This window comes from Salegentibacter tibetensis (genome assembly GCF_020164485.1).
Taxonomy (GTDB): Bacteria; Bacteroidota; Bacteroidia; order Flavobacteriales; family Flavobacteriaceae; genus Salegentibacter; species Salegentibacter tibetensis.
The window spans coordinates 50,635-72,554 of record NZ_JAIQZA010000014.1 but is presented as its reverse complement, the minus strand read 5'-3'; the positions used below and the strand labels follow the sequence as shown (position 1 = coordinate 72,554).

Sequence of the window (21,920 nt, the reverse complement as noted above, 5' to 3'; positions counted from 1 at the left end):
AGTTAAATTACTTCGGGGCAAGTCCACGAAGCATTAAGAGAAAATAATTTATAATTTCGAGGCCCGCCTGCGGATAGGGCAGGCAAGGCCGCCTGAATGATTCGGGTAGGCCTCGGAGTATTTAAATCTCGATTATCGAGTAAAATAAAACTATGTTACAGGTTAACCATATCAGGGAAAATAAAGAGGAATTCATTAAAGGGCTCAAAAAACGAAATTTCGAGGCCGAAAGTATACTTGAAGAGGTGTTGCAATTAGACGAAAAGCGTCGTGCAACCCAGGTAAAACTCGATGACATTTTAGCTGAATCTAACAGGCTTTCCAAAGAAATTGGAATGATGTTCAAAAACGGCGAGCATCAAAAAGCCAACCTGATCAAAGAAAAAACCGGGAAATTAAAAGAAGATTCCAAAGCGCTATCTGAAGAACTTTCTGAAACTGTCGCAAAACTGGAAACCCTGCTTTATACCATTCCTAACGTTCCGCACGAATCAGTGCCAGCGGGAACTTCAGAAGAAGATAACGTAGAGATCTTTAAAGAGGGCGATGTACCGGTATTAGCCGAAGGTTCGCTTCCGCATTGGGAACTGGCCAAAAAGTATGATATTATAGATTTTGAGCTAGGAAATAAAGTAACCGGGGCCGGTTTTCCTGTGTATAAAGGAAAAGGAGCCAGGCTGCAACGTGCATTAATCACTTACTTTTTGGATAAAGCGATTGATGCCGGTTATACCGAATATCAATTGCCATTGATGATCAATGAAGCTTCCGGTTTGGGAACAGGACAGTTGCCCGATAAAGAAGGCCAAATGTATCATATCACAGCCGATGATCTTTATATGATCCCAACGGCCGAGGTGCCAATTACAAATATGTACCGTGATCGCTTGCTAACCGATAAGGATTTTCCAATTGCCTGTACCGGTTATACTCCGTGCTTTAGACGGGAAGCGGGTTCTTATGGCGCCCACGTACGCGGACTTAACCGTTTGCACCAGTTTGATAAAGTGGAGCTGGTAAGGATTGAAAAACCCGGAGATTCTTATGCGGCTTTAAATAATATGGTGGAACATATTAAAGATATTTTAGCCGATCTTAAATTACCTTACCGAATCTTAAGACTATGCGGTGGTGACCTCGGTTTTACTGCAGCACTTACTTACGACTTTGAAGTATTTTCTACTGCGCAGGATCGTTGGCTGGAGATTAGCTCTGTTTCAAATTTTGAGACTTTCCAGGCTAACAGGCTTAAACTTCGTTATAAAAATAAAGAAGGTAAAAAAGAACTGGCACACACACTAAACGGAAGTGCTTTAGCCTTGCCGCGTGTACTTGCAGGTATTCTGGAGAATTATCAAACCGAAGATGGAATTAAAGTTCCAGATGTTTTGGTGCCTTATACAGGTTTCAACCTCATAGATTAAACGGCTAAAAATATTGATTCACAGGGCAAATCCTTATCTTTACGGGATGCGCATTGCTTTAATATTCTTAATTTTATTTTGTTCCATTTCAGGGGCCTGGGCGCAGTCTGAGATTTTGGCTCGTAATTTTTTCGATCAGGGAGAATTTGAAAAAGCGCTAAAAACCTACGAACAATTACTGAAAGAAAATCCGCAAAATACTTCCTATTTTTTCGGGTTGGTGGAAAGTCATCAGCAACTGGAAAATTTCACAAAAGCCGAAGAATTGCTGAGGGAGAAATTGAATAATTCGGCCAACAATCCTACGCTTTTAATTGAACTTGGGCATAATTATGAACTTCAGCAAAATACCGAGAGAGCAGAGCAGTTCTACGCGGAAGCCTTAAGCGCGGTAGACGCACGCCCAAATTACGCCTATTCCATAGCCCGAACTTTTCAAAAATATAGCCTGCTTAAAAATGCCGCTGAAACCTATGAAAAGGCGATGGAGCTGAATAATGAACTGAACTACAATTTACAACTCGCGAGAATTTACGGGGAACAGGGTAAAACCGAAGAAATGTTTAAGAATTACCTGGAGTTGATTGAAGCGAACCCAGATTTTTTCTCGATCGCAAATCGTGAATTCGGTAAGTATATTTCAGCAGATCCTTCAACGGAAGCCAATACTGCTTTTAGAAGGTTGCTGCTCACAAGACTCCAGCAAAATCCTAGCTTGCTTTATAACGAAATGCTAAGCTGGCTTTTTATCCAGGAGCAGGAATTTTTAAAGGCATTTTCCCAGGAAAAGGCTATTTACAGACGAAGCGATAATAGTTTGCAAAGCATTTTAAACCTGGCAGTCATGGCCCGGGAAGCTGAGGATTTTGACGCGGCTATTGAGATTGTAGACTATGTGATAGAAGAAGCACCTTCAGAAAATATCGTGTTGCAGGGAAACCAGTTTTTACTAAAAATGCGACTGGAAAAAGAAGATGAAAAAACTTATTCCGAAGTAGAAAAAAGATATTCTGAATTATTGGAACAGTTTGGAACCGGACTAAATACGCTGAATTTACAGATTGATTTTGCGAATTTTCTTGCCTTTAAACAAGATAAGAAAGAAGAAGGCATCGCTTTATTGAAACGACTTTCAGAGCAGGCAAATCGTGATTTTGACAAAGCGATTATTAAACTGGCACTGGCAGATATTTTAGTACTTCAGGAGAAATTTAATGAAGCGCTTATTTATTATTCCCAGGTTCAAAATTTGGTAAAAAACGATCAGATCTCGCAAAATGCCCGGTTTAAAGTTGCTAAAACCAGTTATTTTAAAGGCGATTTTAAATGGGCAAAACAGCAATTGGATGTCTTAAAATCTTCTACCTCACAGCTTATCGCCAACGATGCGATGGAATTGAGTTTGCTAATTGAGGATAATTCTATTGAAGATTCAACTCAAACTGCGCTTAAAAAATATGCCCGTGCCGATTTGCTGGATTTTCAGGAGAAAAATTTAGAAGCAATTGAACTTTTAGGAGAGATTTTAAACCTTCATAAGGGCGAAAAAATAGAAGATGAAGCCTTGCTGAAACAAGCCAGGTTATTTGAAGAAACCGACCAGCCTAAGAAGGCGGAAAATAATTACCTCGCGATAATTGCGAATTTTAATACCGATATCCTGGCCGATAATGCTCATTATTATTTAGCCGAATTATATGCAAATGAGTTGCAGGATCTGGAAAAGGCCAAAGAATATTACGAGCAAATAATTTTTAACTTTGCCGACAGTATTTATTTTGTGGACGCCCGCAAAAAGTACCGGGAACTAAGAGGAGATTACCAGGAAACCCCATAAAAAATCAACATGTACATATATAACGTAACCATAAATATTGAAGAAGCTATTCACGACGATTGGGTGAAATGGATGAAAGAAGAGCATATCCCTGAAATGCTGGATACCGGAAAATTCAAAAAAGCTTTAATGACCCGCGTAATGGTAACCGAAGCTATGGGTGGGATTACTTATTCTGTTCAATACACTGCTGAAAATAAAGCTGAACTGGAAAAATATTACGAAGAAGATGCCGAAAGATTGAAAGGGAAAAGCAAAGCTTTTGAAGGAAAATTCGTGGCTTTTAGAACCGAAATGCAGGTAGTTAGCGAGCAGTAATTTATGGGAAAGTATAAGAAAAAAGGCAGGCCTCCACAGTCGGAGGATGGTGAGGTAAGGGCAAAAAAGCATCTTGGGCAACATTTTTTAACCGATGAAAGTGTGGCTGAGAAAATAGCTGAAACACTTAGTTATAAAGGATATAACAAAGTTCTGGAAATTGGTCCCGGGATGGGCGTTTTAACGAAATACTTGCTGAAACAGGACGCCGAAATTCACGTAATAGAAATTGATACTGAAAGCGTTGCTTATCTTCAGGAACATTATCCGCAGCTGGAAAATAGGATTCATCAATACGATTTTTTAAAATACGATGTGGGAACTATTTTTCGCGATGAGGCTTTTGCGGTTATTGGAAATTTCCCGTACAATATTTCAACACAAATCGTTTTTAAAGTTTTAGAATTAAAACACCAGATCCCTGAGTTTTCTGGAATGTTTCAAAAAGAAGTTGCCCAGAGAATTTGTGGGAAAGAAGGCAATAAAACCTACGGAATTCTTTCGGTGCTGGTGCAGGCCTTTTACGAAGCCGAATACTTGTTTACCGTGCCGCCTTCAGTATTTAATCCGCCGCCAAAAGTAGAAAGCGGGGTACTGCGATTAATAAGAAAAGAAGATTTCAGCCTGCCTTGTGACGAAAAACTGTTTTTCAGGGTAGTAAAAACAGCATTTCAGCAGCGTAGAAAGACAATGCGCAACAGTTTAAAAACTTTCGATTTACCCGATAATTTAAGGGAAGATACTATATTTGACAAACGTCCTGAGCAACTCGGTTATCAGGAATTTATAGATTTGACCCTTAAAATTCAGCCGTATGCAATTTCAAATCAGTAGTGAGTTAATAGAAAAATTAAAATTCCTCATAGAGCAAGAGAATAACGAGGAATTACTATTGCACCTTGAAGACGTGCACCACGCTGATATTGCTGAAATTTTAACTGAACTTTCTTTAGAAGAGGCCACTTACATCGTTAAGCTTCTGGACAGCCAGAAAACGGCTGAAGCTTTAATGGAGCTGGAAGAAGGAGTTCGGGAACGTATTCTGGACACACTTTCGGCCAAGGAGATTGCTGAAGAGCTGGAAGAAATGGATACCGATGATGCCGCCGATATCATTTCTGAACTTTCTCCCGAACGCCAACAAAATGTTATTGCAGAACTCGTAGACGAGGAACATGCCGATAATATTGTGGAGCTGCTTCGTTACGACGAAGACTCTGCCGGTGGACTTATGGCGAAAGAGCTCGTAAAAGTTAACGAGAACTGGAGTGTGACCGGCTGTATGACAGAAATGCGGGAACAAGCCGAAAATGTGACCCGCGTGCATTCCATCTATGTTGTAGACGATAAAAATAAGCTTAAAGGAAGGCTTTCGCTTAAAGATTTGCTTACCGCGCCCAGCCACGCGAATATCCAGGATGTGTACATTCCGCAGGTAGATTATGTAACTGTGCATACCGAAGGAGAGGAAGTAGCCCGAATAATGCAAAAATATGACCTGGAGGCAATTCCGGTTGTAGATGAAATGGGCCGCCTTGTTGGAAGGATTACCATTGATGATATCGTGGATTTTATAAAAGAAGAAGCCGAAAAAGATTACCAGATGGCTTCCGGTATTTCTGAATCTGTAGAAGCAGATGATAGCCTTTTAAGATTAACAAGGGCGCGTTTGCCCTGGTTGGTACTGGGCCTTTTTGGTGGTTTGGGAAGTGTTTACATAATGAAAGGATTTGAAGAAGCCCTGGAACAATTTCCTATTTTATTTTTCTTTACGCCCTTAATTGCGGCAATGGCGGGAAATGTTGGAGTACAATCCAGTGCGATTATTGTACAGGGACTTGCAAACGATAATTTACGCGGCAGTTTAATACAACGTTTAATAAAAGAAGTAAGCCTCAGTTTAATAAATGGAGTCGCTCTAGGAATTCTGGTTATGCTGTTTGGATATATCGTTGGCCAGGATCAATTGGTTAGCATTACCATAGCCTCATCCTTACTTGCGGTAATTATAGTAGCCGCTTTGGTGGGGACCTTTGTGCCTATCATCTTAAATAAACAGGGGATTGATCCTGCGATTGCAACGGGGCCATTTATTACTACCAGTAACGATATTTTCGGGATTTTCCTCTTCTTCTACATTTCTAAATTAGTGCTTGGTTTCTAACTAAAAGGCTTCAGGCTTTAAGTTTTAAAAATCATTCTTTAACTTTGGGTTTTCGTAATTGAAATACCTCGAATAATAGCTCTCGAGGAACTTTTGAAAACCAAAATTAGGCTGTTCAATTGGGTCTATTGGCGTCAAGCTGAACTTGTTTCAGCTTCTAACATGTTTGAATTATTATAAACTTAGATCTCCGAATAAATTTCGGAGCAAGCTCTAAAACAAGTTCAGCTTGACGATTCAATAAACTTTGCAGACAGCCTCATATAAACCTCACTTAGTGAGTAGACAAATGAAACCGCCTTCATTTCAACATACATCATCTATTCTCAAACTTAATTTTATTGTAATGAGGAAAAAGCCCGTTTTTGAGCTTTCTTCCGGCGGTCGTTATTTTATAAAATTTAAAAACTCAATTTTAGAGCAATGATTATTTTACATTCAGATACCAATCACCCAACTTTAATCAAACAACTGGACGATGCCGGGCATCATAATATTGAGGGATTTTCTCAAACACGGGAGGAAACCCTGGAAAATCAGCATCTCTACGATGGGATTATAATTAGGAGCCGTTATACCATAGATAAAGAATTTATAGATGGCGCGCCTAATTTGAAATTTATTGCCAGGGTAGGAGCAGGCCTTGAAAATATTGATGTTGAATACGCAGAAGAACACGGAATCACCTTATTTTCTGCCCCTGAAGGAAACCGAAATGCCGTTGGAGAACACACTTTAGCTATGCTTCTTTCGCTTTTTAATAGGCTGAATAAAGCCGATAGGGAAGTGCGGAATGGCCTTTGGCAGCGCGAAGAAAACCGCGGTTTGGAATTAGACGGAAAAACTGTAGGAATAATTGGCTACGGAAATATGGGAAAAGCTTTCGCTAAAAAGTTACGCGGCTTTGATGTTGAAGTAATCTGTTATGATATTAAAGACGGTGTAGGCGACGAAAATGCTCGGCAGGTCTCTTTGAAAGAATTCCGGGAGAAATGTGATGTAGTGAGCTTGCATACACCCTGGACGCCGGAGACCGATCAAATGATCAACAAAGAATTTATTGATGCCTATAAAAAGCCCTTCTGGTTTATAAATACCGCCCGCGGAAAAAACGTGGTTACGGCAGATCTTGTAGACGCATTGAAGGATGGCCGCGTACTTGGCGCCGGTCTTGATGTTTTGGAATACGAAAAAGCTTCTTTTGAAAGTCTTTTTTCTAATAAAAAAAACGTTTCCTTGAGTATAGAGAACCAGATTCCAGATGCTATGCGGGAACTTATGTTTTTACAAAACGTGATTTTAAGTCCGCACGTGGCGGGATGGACCAAAGAATCTCACGAACGCCTCGCCAGCGTAATCGCCGGTAAAATCATAGATAAGTTTGGAAAAGGGAAGGAGAAGTAATTTACTTAATTGAAGTAGTTAAACCTCACAGGTTTCCAAAACCTGTGAGGTTTTTTTATTCACAGATTTCCGTCATTCTAATTTATTTCAGAATCTAATATCTTAAAATTCTACCTTGAAACAGCAAGTTTTCGTCATTACAGTCCCGATAATTATTGGGATTGTGATGACGTTCATAGTTTAAAACTTTAACTGAATTATCGTATTTTCAGAAAAATTAATTCAGAAAATATGGATAAAAGAGTCACTGGAATCGGTGGGGTTTTTTTTAAAACCAAAGATCCAAAAGCGATAAAGGAATGGTATAGCAAACACCTGGGTTTAAATACCGATCAATGGGGTTGTACTTTTTGGTGGATGGACGAAAACGGAAATAAATGCTCTACACAATGGAGTCCTTTTAAGGAAGATACCAATCATTTTAAACCTTCAGAAAAAGATTTTATGATGAATTACCGCGTTGAAAATCTAGAAGAATTACTGGAAACCTTAAAGGCCGAAGGTGTAGAAGTGATGGAAGAAGTTCAAAAAGTGGAGGAAGGTAAATTCGATTGGATAATTGATTTAGAAGGAAATAAAATAGAGCTCTGGGAACCTAACGACAGGGCTTTTCTTTAAGCTAAGGCATTCTTTTATAGAGATAAACAGAAAAATAATTAAATCTTCTTTGTTCTAATTTTTATTAATCGTAATATTGCGATATATAAATATTTAGATTATGAAAACATCAGAATTATTCGATTTGCTGAAACAACATCAGGAAAAACCCCTGCTGTTTGAATACGCACCCAACTTACTGGTTGGTGCAAATTATCATATTACGGAAGTAAAACATCAAAAAATCGACTCGGTAGACTGTGGAGCTGGAACTGATGCCTGGAACGAAACGATTATCCAGCTTTGGGAAAGTCCGGAAGAAATTGGAAAAACTGAATTTATGAAAACTGCCAAAGCTTTGTCCATTTTAGATAAAGTCGGCCAGATGAAAGCTTACGATTTGGAAGCGGAGGTAAAGTTTGAGTATAGCAATGCAAACTTTCACACCGCTCAATTATTCGTAACTGGATTTACGATTAAAAATGGCAATTTATTGATGAAATTAGACGTAAACCCAACCGACTGTAAAGCGAAAGAAACCTGTGGCGTGGCTCAACCGGAAGAAGTCGCCGTAAACGAGTGTGCACCAGGCGGTGGTTGTTGCTAAAACAAATCTTTATGAAAAACGTACTCGTACTTTGTACCGGGAATTCCTGCAGAAGCCAGATGGCACATGGATATTTAAAGCATTTCGCTAAAGAGAGAGCTAAAATTTACAGCGCAGGAATTGAAACCCACGGTTTAAATAAAAAAGCGGTTGCCATAATGAAAGATGATGGCCTGGATATTTCTTATCATACCAGCAATAATGTAGATGAATATAAAGATGTAGAATTTGATTTTATCATCACGGTTTGTGATCACGCGAATGAGAATTGTCCGTTTATTCCGTCAAAGAATGCGGTGCGGTTACACCATAATTTTAAAGATCCCTCAAAAATAGAAGGTTCAGAAGAAGAAATTCAGGAAGCGTTTAAAACTACCAGAAATGATATTAAAGCCTGGTGCGAAAAGTTTGTAAATGATAATCTATAAATTAAAAAATGCTGTTTAATAATCCCAACGTCATCCTGAACTTGTTTCAGGATCTAACATCTTGATATTATCAAACAGCATTTATATAAAAGTTATTCCAGTAACTTTCTCTTAATTATTCTGACTCAATTCTATAAGTGCAGATTTAATTGACTCTTCTCCTTCCAGAGCCTGGAAAGCCATATTTTTCCCTAATGGATCAGCAAGGCACATTACCAGTAAAAAGGCTACATCGTCCCGGGAAATTTCCCCACGCTCATTTAGTTTGGGCGCTAATTTCACCTTAGCAAGTCCCATATCGTCGGTAAGCCTGCCGGGTTGAACAATTGTATAAACAATTCCGCTGTCTACTAAATAATCGTCAGCTTCTTTTTTCGCTCTTAGGTAATGTTCCAGGTCTCCGCCTTCTTCAGGTTTATCGGTTCCCATTGCACTAAGCATAATGAATTTCTTTACATTAAATTTCTTAGCGGCATCAACCATTTTCTTGGCGCCTTGCTGGTCTACCGCTGTAGTTTTATCAGGGCCGGTGTTACCGCCGGAACCAGCGGCAAAAATTACACGGTCTATTCCTTTAAAAGCGTGGTCTACATCGCCTTCAAGGTCTGCCATCACGCTTTCTACCTCCATATCATCAAAGATTTGCTTCTGCTCCTCTTTACGAATCATGGCAATGGGTTTAAAATGTTCGGTGTTGTTTAAAATTTCAATTACCCTTTTTCCTGTTTGTCCGGTAGATCCGGCTATTAATATCTTTTCCATTTTTCTTTAAATTTTAATCAGTTTGAAGATAAGGATGAATTGAAAACCTTCATAGGGAATGCATCAGAATAACATGAAATTAACAGCCTATTGCTCTGAATTGAATTTAGCTTCCAGTTCTTTCTGAAATTCTTCCATCACCGGTTTTACCGTGCTTTCGGGTAAATCTGCAATTCTAATGTACATTAACCCGTCTATCGCGTTATTGAAAAGCGGGTCTACATTAAAGGCAACCACTTTCGCATTTTGTTTGATGTATTTTTTAATCAAGACCGGTAAGCGTATATTTTCGGGCTCAATTTCATCAATAATCTTGTCGAATTTATTCAAATCGGCTTCGCTGGCGTCAAAAACAAAATCTTTATCGGCATCTTTTAATTTTACTTTAAACTCTTTTTTCGGCTTAATGTATTGAGCGACATAGGGGTCGTAGTAATGCGATTTCATAAACTCGATCATCAGCGATTTAGAGAAATTTGAAAACTTATTACTGATGCTTACCCCACCAATCAGGTATTTATGCTCCGGAAAACGTAGTGTACAATGCACAATTCCTTTCCAGAGTAAGAAAAGCGGCATTGGTTTTTGCTGATATTCTTTAATGATAAAAGCCCGACCCATTTCTATAGACTGGCTCATCATTTTGTGCAATTCCGGCTCAAACCTAAAAAGCTCCTGAAGATAAAATCCGTCAATTCCGTACCTGGCATAGATTTCATTTCCCATTCCCATACGGTAAGCTCCGGCTACTTTTTTGGCTTCATTATCCCATAAAAAGAGGTGGTAATAATAATCGTCAAATTTATCAAGATCGGTAGCATTATTAGTGCCTTCGCCAATTTCCCTAAAGGTTATTTCGCGCAATCTACCCAGCTCGGCTACGATATGTGGGATCACTTCTTTTTTGGCGAGAAAAACTTCGTAATTTTTACTGGACAGTAAACGCTTGTCCATTTCGCGACAATTTTCAACTTCGATTTCCATTAAAGCTTCAGCCGTTTCTACCGCGATCTTTTTTGGAGATTTTGGAAGTTTCAGGTGCTTTGGAATTTTTTCAAAAAGCTTTTTTCGTTCAAAAACATTAGCCAGCATATAGGTTTTTCGGCGCAACAAAGCCGTGAAAGCTTCCAAATTAGTATGTTCTAATTGATCTTCTACAGAAATTGGATTACCAATGCGCACTTTTATTTTTCGTCTCTTTTGCGTAAGTATTTCACCAGGTAGTTTTGCAGTACGCAGAATATCGCTCATAGAGGCCAGCCGGTAGAAAAAGGTGGAATTCTTGGCGTGAAAATAAATTGGCACCACGGGAACTTGCGCTTTTTGGATAAGTTTCATCGCCGCTGGTTCCCAGGGTTTATCTACAATTACTTTTTCATCTTTATAAGTAGAAACTTCACCCGCCGGAAACATTCCCAGCGCGTGGCCATCTTTTAAATGGGAAATCGCTTCTTTAATTCCTCCTAAACTGGATTTTGCTTCTTTATGATCCTCAAACGGATTCACAGGCAGAATGTAAGGCTTCAGCGGATCTAAACGATGAAGTAAAAAGTTGGCGATAATCTTATAATCCGGGCGTTGATTTAGCAACAATTTCATCAGGATCATTCCGTCTATTCCGCCGAGAGGATGATTCGAAATTGTTATAAACGCACCTGTTTTTGGAATTCGTTTCAGGTCTTTTTCGGGAATTTCAAAATCGATCTCAAAGCCTTCTAAAATCGAGTCTATAAATTCAATTCCGTTAAGACTTTTTCGTTTCTGGTATTCCCTATTAAGCCGGGAAAGTTTTGTGGTTCTTAGGATTAGCCAGCCCATAGATGTCCCTAAAGGGCCTAGTTTTTCGAGGTTCATCACCCTGGCGACTTCCCGGGAGCTTACAATTCCCATTTAAAATTAAATTAGTTAGTAAGAATAAAGATAGAAATTTTTATTTGCGGGTAACAATTTGAAGGGTATTGTGCGTAAGTTGTTTTAGTAAGATTTCCTTGTCTTTTTCAAGGCTTTTTCTCGCTTCATCATTAAAATGCCGAATGGTATACAAAGAAACCCCGGGCACAAAACTTACCTTAAACCTGGCCTTTAAATGTTGAAGTAATTTCTCCAGTTGGTTGAATTTATTATCTACACAAACCGAAAAACTAATGGCAGAATTCTGTATTAAATCAACTTTCATTTGATACTGATGAAAAAGCCGAAAAACCTCGCTTATATTCTCCTCTACCATAAAAGAGAAATCCAGGGTAGAAAGAGAAATTAAAACCAGATCTTTTTTAACGATAAAACATGGTATTTCCGGAAAAATTAGCTGGCCTTTCCCAACTTTGGTGCCTTCGCTTTCCGGCTTTAAAAAGGGTTTTACAAACAACGGAATCTCTTTTTGCTGAAGTGGCTGCAATGTTTTTGGGTGAATTACAGAAGCACCATAAAATGCCAGTTCTATGGCTTCCTCGTACGAGATTTGCTGAAGCAATTCAGGATTTTCAAATTCCCGCGGATCGGCATTTAGAACACCGGGAACATCTTTCCAAATGGTTACATTTTCTGCATTTAAACAATAAGCAAAAATTGCAGCCGTGTAATCACTTCCTTCCCTACCAAGTGTGGTGGTAAAATTATTAGGGTCTGAACCGATAAAACCCTGGGTGATATTTACCTGATTTATATTTAAATTTTGCTGAATAGCTTCCTGGGTTTCTTCCCAGTTTACACCGGCATCCCGGTAAACGCTATCGGTTTTTACAAATTCCCGGGCGTCCAGCCAGTTGTTTTTTATGTTTTGGGAATTTAGATATTCGCTAACAATTAAGGTAGAAATTAACTCCCCGTAACAAATTACCTGGTCGTAAACAAAGTCGTATTGTTCTGATTTATTATGCAGAAGAAAATTCTTAAGTTCGGTAAAAGCTGCGGTTACTTTATTAAAAATTGAAGCCTGTGGATCTAAAAAAAGCTCATTGATAACTTCAAAATGGGCATCTTCCACAGCCTGGAGGCTTTGAGGGATTTGCTTTTCAAATAGATAATCTTTAATTACAATTTCCAGGGCATTGGTGGTTTTTCCCATTGCCGAAATCACGATTACCTTCGGCCCATTTCCGGTCTTGTCCAGTACATTCTTAACATTTCTTACCCCTGCCGCATCTTTCACTGATGCGCCTCCAAACTTAAAAACTTTCATAAAATTTTAATCGATATTTTTTTGGATTCCGGTTTCATCCATATGCACGGTGTACCAGTTTTTCTTAATATCTGCTCCGGTATTTTCATAGAATTCCTGGGCATTTTTATTGCCTTCAGAAACTACCCATTCTACACGTTTCACATTATTATCGTGACCGTATTTTACAACTCTTTTGTATAGCGCGCCTCCAAGTCCGGTACCACGCATCTTTTTGCGAACAATAAGGTCTTCCAGGTGAACGGTACGGCCTTTCCAGGTAGAGAACCTAAAATAAACCAGCGCCATTCCTTCAATTTTCCCTTTTACTTCGGCTACAAAACATTTAAAATTGCTTTCTTCAAAACCTTCGTGTTCAAGATCGCTCACACGAATTTCAACCTGATCTGCAGCTTCTTCATAGGCGGCAAGTTCTTTTATAAGCTCCAAAACCGCGGGCATATCTTCCCGCTTAGCTTCGCGTATCACGTATTCCATAAGTCTGGTGTTTCTACAAAAGTAGGAATTGATTTTAATAAAAAGGCCGATTAATATCGGCTTAGCGTATTATTAACGTGATTTCTCAAGGAATTCATCCATTGCTTCCTCTTCCATTTGTACGGTGCACCAATCGGTGAAAACGGTAGCTCCACTACGGCTGTAAAAGTCTCTGGCGTGGGTGTTCCAATCTAAAACCACCCATTCGGTACGCTTTACACCTTCTTCTTTAGCAAATTCAATAACCCGCTTGTAAAGTGCATTTCCCAAGCCTTTGCCACGCATATTTTCCCTAACTACCAGATCTTCCAGGTGAACGGTTTTTCCTTTCCAGGTAGAATACCTAAAATAACATAGGGCCATACCTTCAATTTTCCCGGCGGCTTCAGCTACAAAACAAGTAAAGGAGGGGTTGGGGCCAAAACCATCTCTTTTAAGGTCTTCTGCAGAAATAATTACCGCATCGGGTTCTTTTTCAAATTCGGCAAGTTCCTGTATAAGCTCTAAAACCGCTGGCATATCTTCCGGCTTTGCTTTTCTAATTTTAAATTCCATTTTTATCGCTTTAGACACAAAAATAAAGAATGAAATTTCAAAACAGCTATTTTCTAGAAATAGCAGTCGAAAAATTCACGAAGCCTAGCCAAAAGCAACTTTTATTTGATGATTTTTCAATATATAATTCACGAAAACGTTTTAGTAACTCAGAAAAATGAATAATTTTGATACAAATAACGATATTGGTACGTAATGGTTAAGAAAAATCAGACTCTAGGCGAATTTATTATAGATAATCAAGCCGCGTTTCCCTATTCTTCAGGGGAACTTTCCCGTTTAATCAGGTCTTTACGTTTGGCGGCTAAAGTGGTAAACCATGAGGTTAATAAGGCCGGACTTGTAGATATTTTAGGCTTGCAGGGGGACACCAATATCCAGGGGGAAGATCAGCAAAAACTGGATGTTTACGCCAATGAAACTTTTATTCAAACCCTGATTAATCGCGAGATTGTTTGTGGAATTGCTTCCGAAGAAAACGACGATTTTATTACTATTTCTGGAAAAAATATGGATAACCAAAATAAGTATGTTGTACTTATGGATCCTCTGGACGGAAGCTCAAATATTGATGTGAACGTTTCCGTAGGGACTATTTTTTCCATTTACCGACGGGTCACCCCAATTGGTACACCGGTTACCAAAGAAGATTTTTTGCAACCTGGCAACAAGCAAGTGGCGGCCGGTTATATAATTTATGGTACTTCTACTATGTTGGTTTACACTACTGGTTGTGGGGTTAATGGCTTTACCTTGAATCCAGCTTTAGGTTCCTGGTACTTGTCGCATCCCGATATAAAATTCCCGGAAAACGGAAGTATTTATTCTATGAACGAGGGTAATTATGTGCATTTTCCCCTTGGTGTGAAAAAGTATATTAAATATTGCCAGGAAGAAAAGGAGGATAGGCCTTACACCTCCAGGTATATTGGATCTATGGTTTCAGATATTCACCGAAATATGATTAAAGGCGGAATTTTTATCTATCCAAAAAGTTCTAAAGCTAATAATGGGAAACTTAGGTTATTATACGAATGTAACCCAATGGCATTTATAGTGGAACAGGCAGGAGGAAAAGCCACTGACGGGTTTACCCGAATAATGGATATTCAACCTACAGAATTGCACCAACGCGCGCCTTTTTTCTGCGGAAGTAAAAATATGGTAGATAAGGCCGAAGAATTTATGCAAAAATATGGATAAAAGGAAAGAAAGAGTTCTTATATGAAAATCTTATTAACGTTAAGCTGAATTCATTTCAGCTTCTAATTTGAGGTTAGTTCTCTGCAATTAGATCTCCGAATAAATTCCGGAGCAAGCTCTGAAACTAGTTGCCATTGACGTATTTTTAAAATCCTGTTATTCAGGCTTGTTTTTATAATTCAAAATGAAACTTAACTGGTATGGAAGTTTCTTTTTTCATTTTTTGTGTGTATTCCTCTCACTCCGTTCGTCGGATACAATTAAAACGAAACAAAACCCGCCTGAACGGACGGGCAGGAAGGGCGCCCTATGTGGAGGTGTTTTTTTGGCAACTGCCTTCCTCTCCCTTCTGGTCGTCGGAGGCAGAAAAAATCGCAAATCAGCAGCTAAATTTTTTTCAGGGCCCCTCGACTCCACTCTGGACAAGCTTTCAAAAATTATTAACGCTGCTGATTTTCTACACTCACACACGGAGTTTAAAACTCGCTATGCTTGAAAACGTCATTTTCCTACGCTAGGTAATTTTTTTATCACGGGTCTCAGGGTGACGCTTTTTATTATTTCAAACCTTTTAATTTTCCTTATTCAAAAGATAGTGGTAATCTTCAAAATTTAGTTGCCCGGTAAAAATTTGTATAGATCTTTTAATAATTTTGTCGGCATGTTCGTTTGAAAAACCTAGACCTATAGCATATCGCTTAATTAGGATTTCCTCTTCACGATCAATTTCGTTATCGGCAAAAATGATCTTAAAAAGGTCGTGCAGACGTTCTAAACGTTTTTCCACACTATTATAAGCGCTAATAGGAAACTCTGACGGGTTTTTAATAACCATTTTATATTCCTGCTGGCTAATATCAAGTTTACGAGCAAAACGTTCTAAAAGAACACTCTCCCTTTCGTTAATCTCACCATCTACACTCGCAAGGTTAACAATAGAAGCAAAGTGGTTGATGTTGCGAAGGTGTTCCCCCGAATCAAATAAATCTGAAAATGACATTTTATTGAATTTTATGCCACAAATATACTTAAAGCTGAAAATAAAATTCATCAAAAACCTTCTAAAAATTAAGACTTTCATCAATCGCTAATCTTTTCTTAATCCCTTTTTTAGGCGTTTCATTTTAGGTAATTTCATTTTAAGTACCCAAAAAATGAAACCACCTTTACTCGCTTTTAATAAAAAAGGAATTTACTGCGAGGCGGCAGATGTTTATCTGGATCCCTGGAAACCGGTAGATAAAGCTATTATTACACACGGCCACGCCGATCATTCCCGCTGGGGTAATAAAAAATACATCACCCATCACAGCAATGTCCCTATTATAAAACACCGGCTTGGAGAAATTGAAGTTTCAGGCAAAGAATGGAACGAAACCTTTACGATTAACGGGGTTAAATTTTCCTTGCATCCGGCCGGGCATATCATTGGTTCTTCTCAAATTCGGGTGGAATATAAAGGTGAGGTATGGGTGTTTACCGGCGATTATAAAGATGAAAATGATGGTGTGGCGGTTCCTTATGAACCCGTAAAATGCAACACCTTCATTACCGAATGTACTTTTGGGCTGCCCGCTTTTAAATGGCAACCGCAGGCGGAAGTTTTTACTGAAATCAATAATTGGTGGCAACAAAATAAGGAAGATGGCAGGACTTCGGTGATCTTTGGTTATTCCCTCGGAAAAGCGCAACGCCTGCTGAAATATCTCGATACCTCCATCGGCGAAATTTACACCCACGGCGCCATAGAGAATATGACTGAAGTAGTTCGACCTTTATCCGAAATGCCTGAAACCACCAGGATTACCCGCGACACCAAAAAAGATGAATTCAAAGGAAATATTGTGGTGGCACCACCAAGTGCGCACGGCAGCCCGTGGATTAAAAAAATGGTGCCGTATGTTACTGCTTCAGCCAGCGGCTGGATGACATTTAGAGGGGCACGCCGAAGAAGGGCTATAGACCGTGGTTTTGTACTTTCCGATCATTGTGACTGGCAGGGATTGCTAAAATCTATAAAAGCAACCGGCGCCGAGAGGGTGATTTGCACTCACGGTTACACCGATATTTTCTCCCGGTATTTAAGGGAAATTGGCTATGACGCCCGAACCGAAGAAACCCAATATGAAGGGGAAATGGGAGAAGAAGAATCAAAAAGTGAAGTAGAGAAAGAAAATTAAAAGGCTTTGACATTTAGGACACATTCGAGGAATAAGCAGTTTTAGAAAAGGAAATTATGAGAGAAGAAAATCAGGATAGAGAACTTTCCCTTCAGGGTATGCGGGATTTCGCAGAGCTCATAAAAACCTTAGACAGTACCAATAAAACCACTTTAAAAGTAGCTGCCTTAACCCATTATTTTAAAAATGCCGAAGATAAAGACAAGGTTTGGACCATTGCTATTTTATCGCATCGCCGGCCCCCGCGACCGGTGAATACGACTTTGATGCGGGAATGGGCTTCAGAGTTGGCAAATATTCCCTTGTGGTTGTTTGAGGAATCTTATCATATCGTTGGCGATTTAGCCGAAACCATTGCTTTGGTGATTCCGCCCGCTGAAGAACCTACAGAAAAAAGCCTGAACCAGTTTCTTCAAGAAATTATCGATTTAAAAGCTAAGAGCGAAGCCGATAAAAAGGAATATTTACACCAAAACTGGCTTTCGCTGAATTATTATGAACGCTTTGTTTTTACCAAACTCATTACCGGTAGTTTTCGTATAGGGGTGAGTCAAAAATTAATGACCCGCGCACTTTCAAAAGCAACCGATATCGATGAAGATATTCTCGCCTATAAAATGATGGGGAACTGGAAACCGGAAAAAACCACTTTCAATAAACTGATTTTAGAAGAAAATGAGGAGGATTATTTGTCTAAACCTTACCCGTTTTACCTGGCTTACGCAATAGATGGCAAAGTGGAAGAGCTTGGTGATGTGGCCGAGTGGAGCGCGGAACATAAATGGGATGGTATTCGCTCGCAGGTAATAGTAAGAAACGACGAACTTTTTGTATGGAGCCGCGGGGAAGAATTGGTAACCGATAAATATCCCGAATTTGAAGAATTTGTGGGGAAAATTCTAAACGGAACGGTAATCGATGGAGAGATTTTACCATTTCCAAAAGGAAAAATAGGCACTTTTAAAGATCTGCAAACCCGAATTGGAAGAAAAAGTATAAGTAAAAAATTGCTTGAAAAAACCCCGGTAATTCTAAAAGCTTACGATGTTTTAGAATGGGAAGGTGAAGATATTCGAACCAAACCTTTTGAAGAACGAAGAAAAATCCTTGAAAAACTTTATGCAGAAGTTTCTTCGGAAGAAACTCCCTTGCATTTATCAGAGAGAATTTCCTTTAAAAACTGGGCTGAAGTTGCTGAAGAACGCGAACGGGCTCGCGAGGAGAAATCGGAAGGGCTGATGCTCAAAAGGTTGGATTCCCCATATTTGGTGGGAAGAAAAAAAGGCGACTGGTGGAAATGGAAAGTAGATCCGCTTACAGTAGATGCAGTACTTACCTACGCCATGCGCGGTCACGGGCGTCGAAGCAATTTATTCACCGATTATACTTTTGGCTTATGGGACGATGAAAGGAAAGAATTGGTCACTTTCGCGAAAGCATATTCTGGCCTAACCGATGCCGAATTTAGAAAACTGGACGCCTGGATCAAGAAAAATACTATAGAGCGTTTTGGTCCCGTACGAAGTGTTACACCACACCACGTGTTTGAAATCGCTTTTGAAGGTATAGCAGAGTCAAAACGTCATAAGAGTGGGGTAGCAACAAGATTTCCCAGGATGGTCCGCTGGCGAACCGATAAGAATATCCACGAAGCAAATACGCTTGGTGAGTTAAGGGATTTGATACCGGATTGAACTAATTAAAAACAAATCTCACAGGTTTTGCAAACCTGTGAGATCTTTTGAAGAATGAACAAAAAACAACTCACCCAGATCGCCGAAACCTGGTTCTCCAACCAGGGCTGGAAGCCTTTTGCTTTTCAGAAGCAAACCTGGACGGCTTTTTTGCAAGGGAAAAATGGTCTTTTAAATGCGCCCACGGGAAGTGGGAAAACCTACGCGCTTTGGGTCCCGATTGTTTTGGATTATTTAAAGAAAAATCCCAATTATAAAACTTCCCATAAAAAAGGCTTAAAAGCGATTTGGATTACGCCACTTCGTGCACTTTCTGTAGAAATTGAACAGGCCGCGCAACGATTTGTCGATGAAATTGATAGCGGATTAACTGTGGGAATCCGCACGGGGGATACTCCACAAAAAGTACGTGCTGCTCAAAAAAAATCGATGCCCGATTTGCTGATCACTACGCCCGAGAGTCTACAATTGTTGCTTTCTTCAAAGAATTACGATCAAACCTTTAAAAATCTAAGTGCCGTGGTGGTTGATGAATGGCACGAATTGCTGGGGACAAAGCGCGGTGTGCAAATGGAACTGGCTTTGTCACGTTTAAAAACCGTTTCAAAAGATTTAAGGATTTGGGGGATCTCCGCAACGATTGGGAATTTAGAGCAGGCACGAGAGGTTTTGCTCGGTCCAGGATCTCAAGCCTTTCAGAATTCAGTTTTGATAAGGGCAAATTTGAAGAAAAAGATCAGCGTTAAATCTATTATTCCGAAGAAAATGGAAAAGTTTCCCTGGCGCGGGCATTTGGGTTTACATCTAATTGATGAGGTGGTGCCGATCATCAACAATTCCAGGACCACACTTCTTTTTACAAATACCCGTTCGCAATGCGAAATTTGGTTTCAAAAACTGATGAATAAATATCCGGAATTCGCAGGGGAAGTGGCGATGCACCACGGCAGCATCAACAAAGAAACCCGGCTTTGGGTAGAGCAGGCTATTAGAAATGAAACCTTAAAAGCCGTGGTTTGTACTTCCAGCCTTGATTTGGGAGTAGATTTTGCACCTGTGGAAACTATTATTCAAATCGGTGGGCCAAAAGGAGTGGCGCGATTTTTACAGCGGGCGGGAAGAAGTGGTCACCAGCCTGGGAAGGAAAGTGTAATCCATTTTTTACCTACCCACGCCATAGAACTTATTGAAGCTTCGGCTTTGCAAAAAGCAGTTAAAAAAACTGCGGTTGAAGACCGAATTCCGTATTTATTGAGTTTTGATGTTTTGGTGCAATATCTCACAACCCTGGCGGTTTCTAACGGGTTTTTTCCGAAGGAAATCTGGCCGGAAATTAAATCTACATTTTGTTTTAATGCAATGACCGAAGATGAATGGCTTTGGATTTTGAATTTCGTCACGAAAGGTAGCCAGAGTTTGCAGGCTTACGACGAATACAAGAAAATCGAAATTGAAGAAGACGGGCGTTTTAAAGTGAATAATCGCGGGATTGCAATGCGCCACCGACTGCAAATTGGGACTATTGTGAGCGATGCTGTTTTAGGCGTAAAATATTTAAAAGGCGGGTACATAGGCACGATCGAAGAATGGTTTATTTCTAAACTTACTCCGGGCGATGTTTTTACTTTTGCGGGAAGAAACCTGGAACTGGTCAGGATTAAAAGTATGCAGGTTTTAGTGCGAAAATCAAAGAAAAAAACCTCGAAAGTTCCCAGCTGGATGGGCGGCAGAATGTCTTTTTCGGCGCAAATGAGTGAGCTGCTTAGGGAAGAAATGTATGCGGCTTCAGCTTCGGTTTCTTTCGGCACAGCCGAGAAGTCGCCGGAATTAAAAGCTTTACGGCCAATTCTGCAAAGACAGCAAAAAGAATCTATTATTCCGACTAAAGATGAATTTTTGATTGAAACTTTTAAAACCCGCGAAGGTTATCACGCGATTTTCTATCCTTTTGAAGGGCGCTTTGTACACGAAGCTTTAGGAAGTTTGCTGGCCTATCGCATTAGTTTGCTTTCGCCTATTTCTTTCAGTATTGCCTTCAATGATTATGGGTTCGAATTGCTTTCAGACCAGAAGATCAATATGCAACAGGTGTTGGACAACAACTTATTTTCCGCAGAATTTTTGATGGACGATCTTTATAAAAGTTTAAATGCTACCGAAATGGCCCGGAGAAAATTTAGAGATATCGCGGTGATTGCAGGGTTGGTTTTTACCGGTTATCCAAATAAACTGATTAAAAGCAAGCATTTACAAAGCAGTTCACAATTGTTATTCAGCGTTTTTAAAGATTATGAAGATGATAATTTATTGTACTTGCAGGCCTTTCGGGAAACCTTTGAACATCAATTGGAAGAAGGTCGTTTAAGATTGGCCTTAGAGCGAATTTCCCATCAAAAAATCGTTTGGAAAAACTGCGAAAAACCCACTCCATTTTCATTCCCAATTATTACTGACAGGTTGCGGGAAAAACTGTCTTCAGAAAAACTGGAAGACAGGATTAGAAAAATGCTGAAAAGCCTGGAGAATTAATTTCTTTCGTTCAGTCTTTTGAGCACCGTACTACGAACCACTTCAGTAGTAATTCCGAAAAGTACGTGAGCAAAAAGCTCATTCATTTGCATTCTTATGGGAACATCTGTGGGTTTGGGCTCCAAGCCCATCATTGGTAGGGAAGTTTCGTGAGTGGTGATCCAGGTAGAACCTCCCAGAATAATTCCGTCTTTAATATTTAATTCGTCATTATCCTTTTTCCCAAACCCGTAAGCGGCGCCCACACTGGCTCCAATAGGAAAATTCACTAATTGTTCGGCCAATTCTTCATTATCAACACTTATCGGCGAACCGGTGATTTTAGTTGAAAGATCGTCTACTATTTTAATTTGGGCAGAACGTTGCTCAACTTTACGCACTGTCAAAAAATGTTCTACAAGACTTTTTACCGCTGTACCGGCAAGTCCACCAATTACTCCGGCTAAAAGACCGCGCCCGGTGGCTTTAGAATAAGAATCTCTTTTAAGCAAAGTCTGTACGTTCATAATAGTTTAGTTTACAGATTAAAACTATCTATTATAAGAATTATCTACAATTGT

20 protein-coding genes are annotated in these 21,920 nt (G+C 39.6%); 13 read left to right on the top strand and 7 right to left on the bottom strand.

What is annotated here, in order from left to right; translation table 11 throughout:
* Positions 1 to 152: 152 nt before the first annotated feature.
* From serS to LB467_RS09270, 9 genes are all read left to right on the top strand, one after another.
* Complete coding sequence (gene serS, locus LB467_RS09310) at positions 153 to 1,424, top strand: serine--tRNA ligase (protein ID WP_224473758.1); 1,272 nt, start codon at positions 153 to 155, stop codon at positions 1,422 to 1,424.
* Between the two features lie 13 nt (positions 1,425 to 1,437).
* A complete protein-coding gene (locus LB467_RS09305; RefSeq protein WP_317196359.1) occupies positions 1,438 to 3,261 on the top strand; it encodes a tetratricopeptide repeat protein in 1,824 nt (607 codons plus the stop codon).
* 9 nt (positions 3,262 to 3,270) lie between these two features.
* Positions 3,271 to 3,579 carry a DUF4286 family protein gene (locus LB467_RS09300; RefSeq protein WP_224473757.1) on the top strand — a complete coding sequence of 103 codons (309 nt, stop codon included), beginning with the start codon at positions 3,271 to 3,273 and terminating at the stop codon, positions 3,577 to 3,579.
* 3 nt (positions 3,580 to 3,582) lie between these two features.
* Positions 3,583 to 4,413: a 16S rRNA (adenine(1518)-N(6)/adenine(1519)-N(6))-dimethyltransferase RsmA gene (gene rsmA / locus LB467_RS09295; RefSeq protein ID WP_224473756.1), complete on the top strand. Its 831-nt coding sequence runs from the start codon at positions 3,583 to 3,585 to the stop codon at positions 4,411 to 4,413.
* Positions 4,394 to 5,743 carry a magnesium transporter gene (gene mgtE, locus LB467_RS09290; protein ID WP_224473755.1) on the top strand — a complete coding sequence of 450 codons (1,350 nt, stop codon included), beginning with the start codon at positions 4,394 to 4,396 and terminating at the stop codon, positions 5,741 to 5,743. The genes rsmA and mgtE overlap by 20 nt, the downstream gene beginning before the upstream one ends.
* 423 nt (positions 5,744 to 6,166) lie before the next feature.
* Positions 6,167 to 7,147, top strand: a complete 981-nt coding sequence (locus LB467_RS09285; protein ID WP_224473754.1) for a 2-hydroxyacid dehydrogenase — start codon at positions 6,167 to 6,169, stop codon at positions 7,145 to 7,147.
* A gap of 231 nt (positions 7,148 to 7,378) precedes the next feature.
* The gene (locus tag LB467_RS09280; RefSeq protein ID WP_224473753.1) at positions 7,379 to 7,765 is read left to right on the top strand and encodes a VOC family protein; all 387 of its coding nucleotides are present in this window, start codon (positions 7,379 to 7,381) and stop codon (positions 7,763 to 7,765) included.
* Between the two features lie 100 nt (positions 7,766 to 7,865).
* Positions 7,866 to 8,351 (top strand): DUF6428 family protein, encoded by a 486-nt coding sequence (locus LB467_RS09275; protein ID WP_224473752.1) that lies wholly within the window; start codon positions 7,866 to 7,868, stop codon positions 8,349 to 8,351.
* A gap of 11 nt (positions 8,352 to 8,362) precedes the next feature.
* The gene (locus LB467_RS09270) at positions 8,363 to 8,779 is read left to right on the top strand and encodes an arsenate reductase ArsC (protein WP_224473751.1); all 417 of its coding nucleotides are present in this window, start codon (positions 8,363 to 8,365) and stop codon (positions 8,777 to 8,779) included.
* Positions 8,780 to 8,890: 111 nt separating this feature from the next.
* Here the strand turns inward: LB467_RS09270 and LB467_RS09265 are convergent, their stop codons facing one another.
* From LB467_RS09265 to LB467_RS09245, 5 genes are all read right to left on the bottom strand, one after another.
* Complete coding sequence (locus tag LB467_RS09265) at positions 8,891 to 9,541, bottom strand: SDR family oxidoreductase (RefSeq protein WP_224473750.1); 651 nt, start codon at positions 9,539 to 9,541, stop codon at positions 8,891 to 8,893.
* Positions 9,542 to 9,628: 87 nt separating this feature from the next.
* Positions 9,629 to 11,431 (bottom strand): GNAT family N-acyltransferase, encoded by a 1,803-nt coding sequence (locus tag LB467_RS09260; protein WP_224473749.1) that lies wholly within the window; start codon positions 11,429 to 11,431, stop codon positions 9,629 to 9,631.
* Between the two features lie 40 nt (positions 11,432 to 11,471).
* Positions 11,472 to 12,722: an aspartate kinase gene (locus LB467_RS09255; protein ID WP_224473748.1), complete on the bottom strand. Its 1,251-nt coding sequence runs from the start codon at positions 12,720 to 12,722 to the stop codon at positions 11,472 to 11,474.
* Between the two features lie 6 nt (positions 12,723 to 12,728).
* Positions 12,729 to 13,199, bottom strand: a complete 471-nt coding sequence (locus LB467_RS09250) for a GNAT family N-acetyltransferase (protein ID WP_224473747.1) — start codon at positions 13,197 to 13,199, stop codon at positions 12,729 to 12,731.
* A 72-nt stretch (positions 13,200 to 13,271) separates the two neighbouring features.
* The gene (locus tag LB467_RS09245; protein WP_224473746.1) at positions 13,272 to 13,754 is read right to left on the bottom strand and encodes a GNAT family N-acetyltransferase; all 483 of its coding nucleotides are present in this window, start codon (positions 13,752 to 13,754) and stop codon (positions 13,272 to 13,274) included.
* A 195-nt stretch (positions 13,755 to 13,949) separates the two neighbouring features.
* Here LB467_RS09245 and fbp point away from each other — a divergent pair, with 195 nt between their 5' ends.
* Positions 13,950 to 14,957: a class 1 fructose-bisphosphatase gene (gene fbp / locus LB467_RS09240; protein ID WP_224473745.1), complete on the top strand. Its 1,008-nt coding sequence runs from the start codon at positions 13,950 to 13,952 to the stop codon at positions 14,955 to 14,957.
* Positions 14,958 to 15,528: 571 nt separating this feature from the next.
* Here fbp and LB467_RS09235 read toward each other — a convergent pair.
* On the bottom strand, positions 15,529 to 15,957 hold the full coding sequence (locus LB467_RS09235) for a tellurite resistance TerB family protein (RefSeq protein WP_224473744.1): 429 nt from the start codon (positions 15,955 to 15,957) through the stop codon (positions 15,529 to 15,531).
* A 154-nt stretch (positions 15,958 to 16,111) separates the two neighbouring features.
* Here LB467_RS09235 and LB467_RS09230 point away from each other — a divergent pair, with 154 nt between their 5' ends.
* The 3 genes from LB467_RS09230 (at position 16,112) to LB467_RS09220 (ending at position 21,360) form a co-directional block, all read left to right on the top strand.
* A complete protein-coding gene (locus tag LB467_RS09230; protein ID WP_224473743.1) occupies positions 16,112 to 17,137 on the top strand; it encodes a ligase-associated DNA damage response exonuclease in 1,026 nt (341 codons plus the stop codon).
* A gap of 98 nt (positions 17,138 to 17,235) precedes the next feature.
* Positions 17,236 to 18,831: an ATP-dependent DNA ligase gene (locus LB467_RS09225; RefSeq protein WP_224473787.1), complete on the top strand. Its 1,596-nt coding sequence runs from the start codon at positions 17,236 to 17,238 to the stop codon at positions 18,829 to 18,831.
* Between the two features lie 54 nt (positions 18,832 to 18,885).
* The gene (locus LB467_RS09220; RefSeq protein ID WP_224473742.1) at positions 18,886 to 21,360 is read left to right on the top strand and encodes a ligase-associated DNA damage response DEXH box helicase; all 2,475 of its coding nucleotides are present in this window, start codon (positions 18,886 to 18,888) and stop codon (positions 21,358 to 21,360) included.
* Here the strand turns inward: LB467_RS09220 and LB467_RS09215 are convergent.
* Positions 21,357 to 21,866, bottom strand: a complete 510-nt coding sequence (locus LB467_RS09215; RefSeq protein WP_224473741.1) for a DUF1440 domain-containing protein — start codon at positions 21,864 to 21,866, stop codon at positions 21,357 to 21,359. The genes LB467_RS09220 and LB467_RS09215 overlap by 4 nt on opposite strands.
* Positions 21,867 to 21,920: the final 54 nt, after the last annotated feature.

Excerpts from the sequence above, each read along its gene's own strand:
- serS (WP_224473758.1), top strand. The coding sequence starts at position 153 with ATGTTACAGGTTAACCATATCAGGGAAAATAAAGAGGAATTCATTAAA.
- LB467_RS09300 (WP_224473757.1), top strand. The coding sequence starts at position 3,271 with ATGTACATATATAACGTAACCATAAATATTGAAGAAGCTATTCACGAC.
- rsmA (WP_224473756.1), top strand. The coding sequence starts at position 3,583 with ATGGGAAAGTATAAGAAAAAAGGCAGGCCTCCACAGTCGGAGGATGGT.
- mgtE (WP_224473755.1), top strand. The coding sequence starts at position 4,394 with ATGCAATTTCAAATCAGTAGTGAGTTAATAGAAAAATTAAAATTCCTC.
- LB467_RS09285 (WP_224473754.1), top strand. The coding sequence starts at position 6,167 with ATGATTATTTTACATTCAGATACCAATCACCCAACTTTAATCAAACAA.
- LB467_RS09280 (WP_224473753.1), top strand. The coding sequence starts at position 7,379 with ATGGATAAAAGAGTCACTGGAATCGGTGGGGTTTTTTTTAAAACCAAA.
- LB467_RS09275 (WP_224473752.1), top strand. The coding sequence starts at position 7,866 with ATGAAAACATCAGAATTATTCGATTTGCTGAAACAACATCAGGAAAAA.
- LB467_RS09270 (WP_224473751.1), top strand. The coding sequence starts at position 8,363 with ATGAAAAACGTACTCGTACTTTGTACCGGGAATTCCTGCAGAAGCCAG.
- LB467_RS09265 (WP_224473750.1), bottom strand. The coding sequence starts at position 9,541 with ATGGAAAAGATATTAATAGCCGGATCTACCGGACAAACAGGAAAAAGG.
- LB467_RS09260 (WP_224473749.1), bottom strand. The coding sequence starts at position 11,431 with ATGGGAATTGTAAGCTCCCGGGAAGTCGCCAGGGTGATGAACCTCGAA.
- LB467_RS09255 (WP_224473748.1), bottom strand. The coding sequence starts at position 12,722 with ATGAAAGTTTTTAAGTTTGGAGGCGCATCAGTGAAAGATGCGGCAGGG.
- LB467_RS09250 (WP_224473747.1), bottom strand. The coding sequence starts at position 13,199 with ATGGAATACGTGATACGCGAAGCTAAGCGGGAAGATATGCCCGCGGTT.
- LB467_RS09245 (WP_224473746.1), bottom strand. The coding sequence starts at position 13,754 with ATGGAATTTAAAATTAGAAAAGCAAAGCCGGAAGATATGCCAGCGGTT.
- fbp (WP_224473745.1), top strand. The coding sequence starts at position 13,950 with ATGGTTAAGAAAAATCAGACTCTAGGCGAATTTATTATAGATAATCAA.
- LB467_RS09235 (WP_224473744.1), bottom strand. The coding sequence starts at position 15,957 with ATGTCATTTTCAGATTTATTTGATTCGGGGGAACACCTTCGCAACATC.
- LB467_RS09230 (WP_224473743.1), top strand. The coding sequence starts at position 16,112 with ATGAAACCACCTTTACTCGCTTTTAATAAAAAAGGAATTTACTGCGAG.
- LB467_RS09225 (WP_224473787.1), top strand. The coding sequence starts at position 17,236 with ATGCGGGATTTCGCAGAGCTCATAAAAACCTTAGACAGTACCAATAAA.
- LB467_RS09220 (WP_224473742.1), top strand. The coding sequence starts at position 18,886 with ATGAACAAAAAACAACTCACCCAGATCGCCGAAACCTGGTTCTCCAAC.
- LB467_RS09215 (WP_224473741.1), bottom strand. The coding sequence starts at position 21,866 with ATGAACGTACAGACTTTGCTTAAAAGAGATTCTTATTCTAAAGCCACC.